Raw genomic sequence first — 13,135 nt, 5'->3', positions numbered from 1 at the left:
CATGTCACTATAATACGAGAATATTTTTTCTTAATGCTCGCGGAAATCCGCTCAAATCAGGACCCCTCATGACTGAAAAGTTAAAAAACAGCAAAGAAGTTATTGCATATATTGCTGAATGTTTCCCTAAGTGCTTTACTTTAGAAGGTGAAGCAAAACCTCTGAAAATTGGTATTTTTCAAGATCTTGCGGAACGTCTAAGTGAAGACGAAAAAGTAAGCAAAACACAGCTTCGTGCAGCGTTAAGACAGTACACTTCATCATGGCGTTACCTACATGGTGTAAAACCAGGTGCAGTACGCGTAGACCTAGACGGCAACCCTTGTGGTGAGCTAGAAGAAGAGCACGTTGAACACGCGAAAGCGACACTTGCAGAAAGCAAGGCAAAAGTTCAAGCTCGTCGTAAAGAACAAGCACAAAAAGCTCGTGAAGAGGGTAAGGCGAAAGCGAAACCAGCGGCTAAAAAGCCTCAACAGCCTCGTCGTACTAACAAACCAAAAGTACAAAAACCAACTAAGCCTGTAGAAACGCGCGCTCTAAATGCTGATGAAATCACAGTAGGTAACGCAGTTAACGTGAACATGGGCAAAGGAAACATGGCAGCGACCATTGTTGAAATCAATAAGGATGATGTACGTGTTCAACTTGCTAACGGCCTACAAATGGTTGTGAAAGCGGAGCACTTGCGCGCATAAAGGAGATACTCCTACGCATGAATTGCCGTTCAAAAGTGACACTGATTGCTGCTAGCTTATGGCTAGCAGCATCAGCTCAGGCTCTCGAAGCCAAACTACATAAAGATGACTTGCCGGTTCTCGCTCCTGAAGTTCAGCACGAAACAGCTAGCAAACGAGTCACCTCTCGATTTACCCGCTCTCATTATAAGCATTTCAGCCTCAATGATGATTTCTCCAAAGCGATCTTTGAACGCTATGTAGAATTGCTTGATTATAATAGAAATATTTTTACTCAAGCGGACATCGACTCTTTTAAAGACTGGTCAATTGAGCTTGATGATCAGCTAAAAGCTGGTAACAACCAAATTGCTTTTGATGTTTATAACCTCTCAATGCAAAAGCGTTTTGAGCGCTTTGCTTATGCGTTAACGCTACTCGACGGAGAGATCAAGTTTGATACTGACGACGAGATAGAGTTAGACCGTTCTGAAGCTGCATGGCCAAAAGACGAAGAGGAGCTCAACGAGTTATGGCGTAAGCGCGTGAAATATGACGCGTTAAATCTGAAACTGACTGGCAAAGAATGGCCAGAGATTAAAGAGGTTTTAGAGAAGCGTTATAACAACGCGATGAAGCGGATCACACAGACTAATAACGAAGATGCATTCCAGTTATATATGAATGCCTTCGCCCGACAAGTCGACCCTCATACTAGCTACCTTTCCCCACGTAATGCTGAGCAATTCCAATCGGAAATGAACCTTTCTCTGGAAGGCATTGGTGCCGTTCTGCAAATGACTGACGATTACACAGTAATTCGTTCACTTGTTGTTGGTGGCCCAGCGTCGAAGAGCAAGCAACTTGGCGAAGGGGATCGAATCATCGGTGTTGGACAAGACGGTGAAGAGATTGTCGACGTGATCGGTTGGCGTCTGGATGATGTAGTTCAATTAATCAAAGGCCCAAAAGGCACAAAGGTTAATCTACAGATTTTGCCAGAAGGTAACGATGCGAAGAGTTACATTGTCACAATTGTTCGTGACAAAGTTCGTCTAGAAGATCGCGCAGTGAAGTCGGAGATCATCGAAAAAGATGGTAAGAAGATTGGTATTTTAGAAGTGCCAAGTTTCTACGTCGGTTTGTCGAAAGATACCGATAAACTGCTTGCTGAGTTAAAAACCAAAAACGTTGACGGCGTAATCGTTGATCTACGTAACAACGGTGGTGGTGCATTAACGGAAGCGACAGCATTAACAGGGTTATTCATTAAAGAAGGTCCTGTTGTTCAAGTTCGTGACAGCTATGGTCGTATTAAGGTGAACGCCGATACTGACGGAAAAGTGAGCTACGATGGTCCGCTGACAGTGTTGATTAACCGCTACAGTGCTTCAGCGTCTGAAATTTTTGCAGCAGCAATGCAAGATTATAATCGTGCAATTATTTTAGGTGAAAATTCTTTCGGTAAAGGTACGGTTCAACAGCATCGTTCACTGAATCATATCTACGATCTTTTCGATAAAGAGCTAGGCTACGTTCAGTACACGATTCAGAAGTTCTACCGTATTGACGGTGGAAGTACGCAAAATCGTGGTGTTGCTCCCGATATTTCGTACCCAACACCAATTGAAGCTTCTGAAACGGGTGAAAGTGTAGAAGACAATGCACTACCTTGGGATCAGATTGATAAAGCAAAATATCAAACCTTCCCAAGCAACGAAGCATTAGTTGAAAAACTCACCGCTCTTCATAACAAGCGTATTTCTGATGAGATGGAATTCCGTTTCATCAATGAAGACATAGAGAAGTATCGTAAAGAAAAAGACGATAATATGTTGTCTTTGAACGAGAAAGTTCGTAAGGCTGAATCGGATAAAGCGGAAGCACTTCGTTTGCAACGCATCAATGAGCGTCAAGCTGCTTTAGGTAAGGAAGCATTCAAAACATTGGATGATATACCTAAAGATTATGAAGCGCCTGATGTTTATTTAGATGAGTCTGTCGCGATTATGGTTGATCTACTCAAGCAGAAAAATCAGTCATAATAACTGGCAATTCAAAGTAAAAAGAGTGAGTCTTTCAGGCTCACTCTTTTTTTATGTCTTTTCATCTTTGTTTGTATTGAGTATCAAGTAAGATATTCGCTTATTTTTTCCCAATAATTTACGTGATCTACATCTAAAATTTCGCGAAAGTGAGGACTACTGCCTAAGCTAAAAGAAAACGATAAGGATGCCGATATGAAATGGTTCTTTATTTTACTTAGCTTTTGCTGCTTTAGTGTGTTTAGCGGAGAAAACACCAGAGAAGATGAATTAAGTCACTTTGACACGCCGTTTCTCATCGGAGACTGGTATTTAATGAACCCAAACCCCGAAGAGTCGGCTGAAAATTTTCGTGCGATAAAACTGTCACTGGGTTCCGACTACAGCTTTTCTATTGATATTCAAAAGAAAGATTATTCTGTCGATCATTGGGAAGGATTGTATAACGCCAATGAAGACACCATCGTTCTTGGCTTAAACACAGATGAGCCTCAAATTTATGCCTATCGCAATAATCACAATACGCTTGATCTTAATGGTGTGACTTTTACTAAAGGGTTGTCTAACTCGCTAGCGGGCATATGGTCTAGCTCTTATGTATCCGGAGATGGCCTTGTGGCAAACAACATCAACCATATGGATCTGATACTTCAACCTGACTTCGTGTTTATGTTTCGGGTATCCAACGAAGAAGGGGATGAGTCAATCAAGCAAGGTGTTTTCTACACAGAAGATGAATATTTAGTCTTGCTCTATGAAAATGGCGAGCACGGGACCACCTATAAGCTCAACAAAAATGAATTAACGATTGAAGATTCAAATGGCGATATGTACGCGGTACTTAATCGGGTAACGCCTTGATAGCTTATCTTGCTACGACAAATTACGCGAGCATACGGTAAATTGTCAATGTTGTTTAAATGTTAATCAAAAAACGGAGCTAGAGCACTAAAAGCTCCGTTTTTTGATGGAAAGACTTGTATTCTGATACCACAACCCCTACAAATAGCTTATATAGTGATACCAGAACTGCATTTTTGATCATGCAGTCTGGTATTTTTGTTGTTCGACATACAAGGATTTATGCTCATGTCCCAAGCTCCCCAGGCCAAATATCGTAAAGATTATCAAGAGCCATCTCACGCGATTACCGATATCGATCTTACGTTTGATCTTTATGACAATGACACCATCGTTACGGCGATATCAAAGGTTGCTCAAAAAGGCGATACAACAATGCTAGAACTCGATGGCGAGGGACTTGAGCTGCGCGCTGTAAAAGTAAACGGTGAGGATTGGGCTCATCACGAAGTGAAAGAATCATCGCTTGTACTGACCGATCTTCCATCCGAGTTTGAACTTGAAATCGTCACCAAAATTGATCCTGAAGCGAATACAGCACTCGAAGGTTTGTACAAATCAGGCGGCGCATTTTGTACTCAGTGTGAGGCCGAGGGCTTCCGTCGTATTACTTATTACTTAGATCGTCCTGATGTTCTGGCAAAATACACGACAAAAGTGATCGCAGATAAATCCGCTTATCCATATTTGCTGAGTAATGGTAACCGAATTGCAGAAGGCGATGCAGAGAACGGTCGTCATTGGGTTCAATGGCAGGACCCGCATCCAAAGCCAGCTTACTTGTTTGCTCTTGTCGCAGGGGACTTTGACGTACTGCGTGACAAATACACAACGATGTCAGGTCGCAGTGTTGATTTAGAAATCTTTGTTGATAAAGGTAACTTAGATCGTGCAGGCCATGCGATGACATCGCTGATCAACTCGATGAAGTGGGATGAAGAACGCTTTGGCCTTGAATACGATCTGGATATTTACATGATCGTTGCCGTTGATTTCTTCAATATGGGCGCAATGGAAAACAAAGGCCTAAACATCTTTAACTCAAAGTATGTTCTGGCGAATAACCAAACGGCGACCGATCGTGACTACTTAGGTATCGAAGCTGTAATCGGTCATGAGTACTTCCACAACTGGACTGGCAACCGTGTCACTTGTCGTGACTGGTTCCAATTAAGTCTAAAAGAAGGCTTAACCGTGTTCCGTGACCAAGAATTCTCTTCTGACTTAGGCTCTCGCGCAGATAACCGTATCGATAACGTACGTATCATCCGTGGACCTCAGTTTGCAGAAGATGCAAGTCCAATGTCACATCCAATTCGTCCTGACAAAGTCATTGAGATGAACAACTTCTACACGCTAACAGTGTATGAAAAGGGCAGCGAAGTTATTCGCATGTACCATACACTCCTTGGCGAAGAGGGCTTCCAAAAAGGGATGAAACTTTACTTTGAACGTCACGATGGTACTGCTGCGACATGCGAAGACTTTGTTTCTGCAATGGAAGATGCCACCGGTGTCGATTTAAAACAATTCCGTCTATGGTACAGCCAATCTGGTACACCGACGCTGCGCGTAAATAGCGAATACAATGCCAATGCAAAAACTTACGCGCTAACGGTAGAGCAATTTACGGAGCCAACGCAAGACCAGGCTGAAAAGCAAGCGTTGCACATTCCGTTTGATATCGAGCTGTACGATTCGAAAGGTCAAGTTATCCCATTGCTGATTAACGGTGAATCTGTTCATAACGTATTAGATATTAAACAAGATAAGCAAACGTTCGTATTCGAAAATGTCGAAGAACAACCAGTGCCATCTTTGTTGCGTGAATTTTCGGCACCAGTAAAACTAGAATACGACTACAGTGATGATGAATTAGTCTTCTTGATGAAACACGCGACGAATGACTTTGCTCGTTGGGATGCAAGCCAAATGCTATTGGCTAAGTACATTCGTCAGAACGTGAAAAACGTTCAAGCCGGACAAGAAGTATCGCTTTCTGAAGGCGTGATAGATGCGTTCCGTGGTGTGCTATTGGATGAGACGCTTGAGCCAGCTTTCATTGCTCAAGTTTTCTCTTTGCCTTCAATTAATGAGATTACTGGCTGGTACCAGCAAATTGACATCGATGCCGTAGACAAAGTGCTAAACAGCATTACAGTGTCACTTTCTCAAGAGTTAGAAGATGAGCTAAGTGCAACTTATCATACACTGAAGCAAACAGAGTACACGATCGATCATGCTGCGATTGGCAAGCGTGCATTACGTAACCGTTGTCTGCAATACCTAGCACATACGGAAAAAGGTAATGATTTAGTGAAAGCACAATACGCATCTGCAAATAACATGACAGATACGATTGCAGCGATGAGTGCGGCAAATAGTGCACAGCTTGAGTGTCGTGAAGTTCTAATGGCAGATTATAGCGATAAATGGAAGCACGATGGTTTGGTTATGGACAAGTGGTTTGCACTTCAAGGTAGCAATCCTGCAGAGGATGCACTTGAAAAAGTGAAAGCTACCATGAACCACGAAGCATTTAGTTTGAAGAACCCGAACCGTACGCGCAGTTTGATTGGTTCGTTCTTAAGTGCCAACCCTGTGCGTTTTCATGATAAATCCGGTGCAGGTTACCAATTTGCAGGAGAAATCCTTCGCCAACTTAATGATTCGAACCCACAAGTTGCATCTAGAATGATTGATCCTTTGCTTAAGTTCCGTAAATACGATGAAGGTCGCCAAGCTTTGATCAAAGCAGAACTTGAAAAGCTCAAAGCAATGGATAATCTTGCTAAAGATTTATTCGAAAAAGTTACTAAAGCACTAGACGAATAGTAAACAACACAATAGGGTGGTCATTAAGGCCACCTTATTGTTTATGTCACTTAGTTTTTACTTCATGAACTATTACTACTTCAACCTCAACATTTCATATCAAACGTTTTTATCCCATTATTCTGGCGCGGCAAGTGTTGTTCAAGTCGTCACACATAACGGTTTACGTTTGCAGTTACCCGCCGCACGATTCAGACCATTTCTTAGTCAATTAGGCATTAAAGGCCAGTTTAGACTAACAACTGACCAAAATAATAAGTTTCTTAAGTTAGAAACTCTGTGATGTATTGTATTTGCAGAGAGTTAAATAGGAATCTTAGTCACAGAATCGGACATTTCACCTCTTACCACCACGATTAGTTGTTAAACATTTGTAATTATGCTTTTACAATGGGCACATGCATTACCTATGCTTAGTTTCTAAGGTAACAACCTAGCTACTAAGTCCCCCTACAAAACAACAATTCTAATGTGGAGTGTGAATATGACCGCGCGTGAAAATGTAGTGCCGGTTCTGCTTGAAAAAGTTTACCAACTGATTCAAGACAAACTCGAGCTTTCTCACCAAACGCTTGTAACTAAACTTGCTCAACACTTATTCAGTAACATTGCTGATGATGACCTGATTCAGCGAAACGAATCCGATCTTTATGGTGCTGTCGTCAGCCTTTGGCACCATATCAATGAAAAAAAACCAGAAGAGATTTCGGTACGAGTATTTAACCCGACCGTAAGTCGTCAAGGCTGGCAATCCACACACACAATCGTAGAAATTGTTGTTCCAGATAGTCCATTCTTAGTGGACTCAGTCAAAATGGCTTTAGCGCGTTTGGACCTTGTTTGCCACCTAATGTTAAACAACCCAACACAGATACAGCGTGATAAAAAAGGCCAAGTTACCGACGTAAACGGTGAGGGTGGTGTTCTTCAATCACTGTTCCATATCGAGGTAGACCGCCTTACTAGTAAAGAAGAGATGCAAGCGCTTAAAGAAGAGCTGTTAAAAATTCTATCTGACACTCGTTTAGTCGTTGATGACTGGAAGCAAATGGTTGATAAGCTTAAGCTTGTGACTGATGAACTTGAGAAAAATAAAGATCGTGTTTCTATCCAAACGGATCGTATGGACGAAACGATCGCATTTCTTCGTTGGCTAGAAGATCATAATTTTACCTTTATGGGTTACAAAGATTATGACTTAGAAGAAGTCAATGGTGATACCGAGCTTGTTCCTGCTAAAGAAAAAGGACTTGGTCTATTTGCTGATGACAAGCGTGTGCGTAGCGTCAAGCTATCTGAGCTTTCAGATTCAGCGCGGTTAGAAGCGAAAAAGCCATACGCTCTGATCATCACAAAAGGTAACAAAGCATCTCGTATTCACCGTCCAGCTTATACTGATTACATCGGTATTAAGAAGTTTGATGAAAACGGTAAAGTAATAGGTGAGCATCGCTTTACTGGTTTATATACCTCTGCCGTGTATAACCAAGCGGTACAAAGCATCCCTCTGATCCGTGAAAAAGTGGACCGTATCCTTGAAGCGAGCGGATACCGTCACGGATCGTATTCATACAAAGCATTGCACAATATCTTAGAAAACTACCCACGCGATGAACTACTCCAAGCAAATGAAGAAGAGTTGCTTGAGGTGGGTATGGGTGTTGTACAAATGCAAGATCGTGACCTACTGCGTTTATTTGTTCGTAAGGACCCATTTGGTCGTTTCTTTAGCTGCATGGTTTATGTCACTAAAGATCGTTACAACACAGAGTTACGTCGTCAAACTCAACGCATTCTTAAGCAGTACTTTGGTTGCGAGCAAGAGGTTGAATTTACAACGTTCTTCTCAGAAAGCCCACTAGCGAGAACACATTACATTGTTCGTGTAGACAATAACAACATTGACGTAGACGTGAAAAAGATCGAGCAAAACCTAATGGAAGTTTCTACCTCTTGGGATGACAGACTAAAAGAATCCATCATTGCTAACTTTGGTGAAAGCAAAGGCCTTCCTCTTTCAAAAGAATACATGAGTGCGTTCCCTCGCTCATATAAAGAGGACATGATGCCAGGTTCTGCGGTTGCAGATATTGAACGCTTAGAAGCGTTAAGTGATGATAATAAACTTGGCATGTTGTTCTACCGACCTCAAGAAGAGGGGGCGGATTCAAAAGCTGTTCGCTTGAAGTTATACCATCGTGATGAGCCAATCCATCTTTCTGACGTAATGCCAATGCTTGAAAACCTTGGCTTACGAGTGATCGGTGAATCACCGTATGAGATCGAGAAAAATAACGGACAGACATTCTGGATCCTTGATTTCTCTATGCTGCACAAGAGCGAGAAAACGGTTGATCTTCGTGAGGCTCGTGACCGTTTCCAACAAGCATTTGCCGCAATTTGGGCGGGCAACCTTGAAAGTGATGGTTTTAACCGATTGGTACTAGGTGCGTCGCTATCTGGGCGTGAGATTTCCATTCTTCGTGCTTATGCTCGATACATGCGCCAAGTCGGTTTCCCATTCAGTCAACAATACATCGAAGACACGCTAAGCCACTACCCAGACTTAGCAACAGGTCTAGTCAAGCTGTTCACCAAGCGATTCGATCCGAAACACAAAGGCAGTGAAAAAGGCCAAAACGATCTGATTAAAAAGCTAACAGAGCAGTTGGATCGTGTAGAGAGCTTGGATGATGATCGTATTATTCGTCGTTACATCGACATGATCATGGCGACACTTCGTACTAACTACTATCAATTAGACGAAAGCAAGCAACCTAAGCCTTGGTTATCTTTGAAAATGAAACCGAGCGATATTCCAGAGATTCCGCAGCCTGTACCCGCGTTCGAGATCTTTGTGTACGCACCAGATATTGAGGGTGTTCACCTTCGTGGCGGAAAAGTGGCTCGTGGTGGTTTACGTTGGTCAGACCGTCAAGAAGATTTCCGTACAGAGATTCTTGGTCTCGTAAAAGCTCAGCAAGTTAAGAACACCGTTATCGTACCTGTGGGTGCAAAAGGCGGCTTTGTTTGTAAACGCCAGCCATCTCTCACAACCCGTGATGAGATCTTTGCTGAAGGCCAACGTTGTTACAAACGATTTATTCGTGCGCTACTTGATGTATCGGATAACATCATTGAAGGTGAAGTTGTGCCACCACAGAACGTTGTGCGCCATGACGAAGATGACCCGTACCTAGTAGTGGCGGCAGATAAAGGCACAGCAACATTCTCAGACCTAGCGAACTCTGTTTCTGCAGAGTACAACTTCTGGTTAGGTGACGCATTCGCTTCAGGTGGTTCTAATGGTTACGACCACAAAGCGATGGGTATCACTGCAAAAGGTGGTTGGGAATCTGTTAAGCGTCACTTCCGTGAAATGGGCATCAACTGCCAGACTACTGATTTTACCGCAATCGGCGTAGGTGATATGGCAGGTGACGTGTTCGGTAACGGTATGCTGTTATCGAAGCATATTCGATTGCAAGCTGCCTTTAACCACATGCACATCTTTATTGACCCAAATCCAGATTCAGCCACCAGCTGGGAAGAGCGTAACCGCTTGTTTAATCTGCCAAGATCAAGCTGGGAAGATTACAATAAAGATTTGATCTCTCAAGGTGGTGGTATCTTCTCTCGTCGATCAAAATCGATCCAGTTGACACCAGAAATTCAGAAAATGTTAGGTACTAAGAAAGCATCTTTAGCGCCTAATGATCTGATTAAGATGATCTTGAAAATGAAAGTCGATCTGCTTTGGAATGGTGGTATCGGCACTTACGTTAAAGCCTCGACAGAAACTCATACGGATGTTGGTGACCGCGCTAACGACATGCTGCGCATTGACGGCCGTGACTTAAGAGCAAAAGTAGTTGGCGAAGGCGGTAACTTGGGTATGACTCAGCTTGGTCGTATTGAATACGCACTGACTGGCGGCCGAGTGAACACAGACTTCGTTGATAACGTGGGTGGCGTTGACTGTTCGGATAATGAAGTCAACATCAAGATCTTCCTTAATGGACTGGTTTCAAATGGCGATCTTACGGTTAAGCAACGTAACCAAATTCTAGAGTCTATGGAAGACGAAGTGGGTGAAATTGTATTAGATGATGCTTACCGTCAGTCGGAGTCGATCTCCGTGACTGAACAGCAAGGTGTTGGCATTGTTAAGGAACAAATTCGATTCATCCATACCATGGAAAAAGCAGGGTACTTGGATCGTGCTCTCGAATACATCCCTGATGATGAAACGCTAATCGAGCGTGAAAAACAGGGACTAGGTCTGACTCGCCCTGAGCTATCAGTGTTAGTTGCCTACGGTAAAATGGTACTTAAGCAGCAACTTGTTACGGATGAAATCGCGAATGATGAATTCCATGCGAAACAGCTTGTTGAATATTTCCCAAGTGCGTTACGACGTAACTATAAAGATCAAATGGTTAATCACCCACTGCGAGCTGAAATTATCGCTACAGCATTGGCTAACCAGATGGTTAATGAAATGGGCTGTAATTTCGTCACTCGTTTGCAAGAAGAAACCGGTGCAAGTGTTGTCGATGTTGCTAACGCATACAGTGCGGCTCGTGAAATTTTCGATCTAGAAGCAATTCTTAAGCAGACTCGTGAACTCGATAATATCGCCACAGCTCAAGCTCAGTACGAAATCATGTTTTATGTTCGTCGAGCACTACGTCGAATTGCACGTTGGTTGCTTCGCAACCGCAGTGGTAAATGCACAGTTGGTGAGCTGATTGCTATCTACAAGCAAGATGTCAATGTTATCACTGAAACCTTAGACACTATGCTGGTTGAGTCTGAAGTAGAAGAACACAATGAACTTGCTCAAGGGTGGATTGAGAAAGGGGTAGAAGAGAAACTTGCACATCAAGTCGCTCGTTTATCCAGCTTACAATCTGCACTGGATATCTCATCAGTGGCGAGTGAAACAGGTAAAACGGTTGAGCAAGCATCGAAGCTCTACTTTAACTTAGGTGACCGTTTGTCGTTACACTGGTTCTTGAAGCAAATTAACAGCCAAGCCGTTGATAATAACTGGCAGGCACTGGCAAGAGCTGCATTCCGAGAAGATCTGGACTGGCAACAACGTCAACTTACGGCTCAGGTATTAAATTGCGGCTGTGCAACGGAAGAGCTAGACGTGATGAAAGCGTTAGAAGATTGGATGGAAACTAACGAGCAATCACTGCACCGTTGGGAAAGCATCTTGAATGAGTTCAAAGTTGGCTCTGTCCACGAATTTGCTAAGTTTTCTGTAGCACTTCGAGAATTAGTACTCTTGAATCTCAACTGTTCGTCGAAAGAGTAGATGAGTTAGTCAAATTGTAAGTAAAAGCCTCGTTATTTAGCGAGGCTTTTTTGTTGCTCATCTTTTCTATTATAGCGCCGAGTGAGTTACAGCGTAACGGCGCGGGGAGGTTAAAATAGGCTGAAATCGATTGCTTTAGGGTGGTTAGTTATAAATTTTATTGTTGAAATCTTACTCTAATTGTTTGTTTTATATTTGAAAATATTAGAAAGATATAGGTTTTTACTTAATACATTCATTTTCATTGAATTACGATGAAAAACAGTAAATAATATTGTCCCGTTTATACGGGGCTTTTTTCTTTCGGAGGCACAATGCTTTACCGTCTAGCCAGAACTGGCTTTTTCCAACTCGATGCCGAGAAGGCACACGATCTTGCAATCAAGAACTTCCAACGCTTTAACGGCACACCACTTGATCTCTTCTACCGCCAACAATTACCAACTCGTCCAGTTGAGTGTATGGGACTAACATTCCGTAACCCAGTAGGTCTTGCGGCTGGCTTAGATAAAAACGGTGAATGCATTGAAGCATTTGATGCCATGGGCTTTGGCTTTGTCGAAGTTGGCACAGTAACACCTCGTCCGCAACCAGGGAATGATAAACCACGCTTATTTCGCTTAGTCGAAGCTGAAGGTATCATCAATCGCATGGGCTTTAACAACCTAGGCGTTGATAATTTGGTCGAGAATGTAAAGCAAGCAAAGTTCAACTGTGTTCTCGGAATTAATATTGGTAAAAACAAAGACACACCAATTGAGAAAGGGGCAGAGGACTACCTGATTTGTATGGAGAAAGTGTATGAGTACGCAGGCTACATTGCGGTTAATATCTCATCACCAAACACTCCGGGTCTTCGTTCACTTCAATATGGTGAAGCGCTTGATGAACTACTTTCTGAATTAAAAGCGAAACAAGCGGAACTTTCAGAGAAATACAACAAATACGTCCCGCTAGCATTAAAAATTGCGCCTGATTTGAGTGACGAAGAAATCTGCCAAATCTGCGATTCTTTATTGAAAAACAATATAGATGGTGTGATCGCGACTAACACAACTCTGGATCGCACGATCGTAGAAGGAATGAAACACGCCAATGAGGCAGGTGGTTTAAGTGGTCGCCCTGTGCAATCACGCTCTACGGAAGTCGTACGTAAGCTTCATGAAGAGCTAGGAGACAAACTTCCAATTATCGGTGTTGGTGGTGTGGATTCCTATGTTGCAGCCAAAGAAAAGCTGATGGCAGGCGCTAAACTTGTTCAAGTCTACACCGGCTTTATTTACCACGGCCCAGGCCTAGTACGTGATATTGTTAAGAATCTTTAACATACACATCAAAAACCACTGAAAAATCAGTAGCTATTACATAAAAAAGAGGACTTTGTTTCCTCTTTT

At 42.7% G+C, this 13,135-nt stretch carries 7 protein-coding genes; all 7 read left to right on the top strand.

Annotated elements, in window-relative coordinates:
* Positions 1-68: 68 nt before the first annotated feature.
* The 7 genes from proQ to pyrD all read left to right on the top strand — a co-directional run bounded on the left by proQ (position 69) and on the right by pyrD (position 13,066).
* The gene (gene proQ, locus F7Y48_RS20760; protein ID WP_005396555.1) at positions 69-695 is read left to right on the top strand and encodes an RNA chaperone ProQ; all 627 of its coding nucleotides are present in this window, start codon (positions 69-71) and stop codon (positions 693-695) included.
* A gap of 17 nt (positions 696-712) precedes the next feature.
* Positions 713-2,719, top strand: coding sequence for a carboxy terminal-processing peptidase (gene prc, locus F7Y48_RS20755; RefSeq protein WP_258507829.1), 2,007 nt, complete (start codon positions 713-715; stop codon positions 2,717-2,719).
* A gap of 195 nt (positions 2,720-2,914) precedes the next feature.
* A complete protein-coding gene (locus tag F7Y48_RS20750; RefSeq protein WP_005396553.1) occupies positions 2,915-3,580 on the top strand; it encodes a hypothetical protein in 666 nt (221 codons plus the stop codon).
* Positions 3,581-3,808: 228 nt separating this feature from the next.
* Positions 3,809-6,415 (top strand): aminopeptidase N, encoded by a 2,607-nt coding sequence (gene pepN, locus F7Y48_RS20745; protein ID WP_258507827.1) that lies wholly within the window; start codon positions 3,809-3,811, stop codon positions 6,413-6,415.
* Positions 6,416-6,479: 64 nt separating this feature from the next.
* Positions 6,480-6,698, top strand: coding sequence for a DUF2835 domain-containing protein (locus F7Y48_RS20740; RefSeq protein WP_046876238.1), 219 nt, complete (start codon positions 6,480-6,482; stop codon positions 6,696-6,698).
* Between the two features lie 201 nt (positions 6,699-6,899).
* Positions 6,900-11,741, top strand: a complete 4,842-nt coding sequence (locus F7Y48_RS20735) for an NAD-glutamate dehydrogenase (protein WP_104974092.1) — start codon at positions 6,900-6,902, stop codon at positions 11,739-11,741.
* Positions 11,742-12,055: 314 nt separating this feature from the next.
* Positions 12,056-13,066: a quinone-dependent dihydroorotate dehydrogenase gene (gene pyrD / locus F7Y48_RS20730; protein WP_006743218.1), complete on the top strand. Its 1,011-nt coding sequence runs from the start codon at positions 12,056-12,058 to the stop codon at positions 13,064-13,066.
* Positions 13,067-13,135 lie beyond the last annotated feature (69 nt).

The sequence above is a fragment of the Vibrio sp. 2-1-2a genome (genome assembly GCF_032648565.1).
Classification (GTDB): Bacteria; Pseudomonadota; Gammaproteobacteria; order Enterobacterales; family Vibrionaceae; genus Vibrio; species Vibrio diabolicus.
Note: the sequence above shows the minus strand (reverse complement) of the source record. Positions and strands in the feature narration are given on the sequence as shown.

Coding starts and splice junctions, on each gene's coding strand:
- proQ (WP_005396555.1), top strand. CDS start 69: ATGACTGAAAAGTTAAAAAACAGCAAAGAAGTTATTGCATATATTGCT.
- prc (WP_258507829.1), top strand. CDS start 713: ATGAATTGCCGTTCAAAAGTGACACTGATTGCTGCTAGCTTATGGCTA.
- F7Y48_RS20750 (WP_005396553.1), top strand. CDS start 2,915: ATGAAATGGTTCTTTATTTTACTTAGCTTTTGCTGCTTTAGTGTGTTT.
- pepN (WP_258507827.1), top strand. CDS start 3,809: ATGTCCCAAGCTCCCCAGGCCAAATATCGTAAAGATTATCAAGAGCCA.
- F7Y48_RS20740 (WP_046876238.1), top strand. CDS start 6,480: ATGAACTATTACTACTTCAACCTCAACATTTCATATCAAACGTTTTTA.
- F7Y48_RS20735 (WP_104974092.1), top strand. CDS start 6,900: ATGACCGCGCGTGAAAATGTAGTGCCGGTTCTGCTTGAAAAAGTTTAC.
- pyrD (WP_006743218.1), top strand. CDS start 12,056: ATGCTTTACCGTCTAGCCAGAACTGGCTTTTTCCAACTCGATGCCGAG.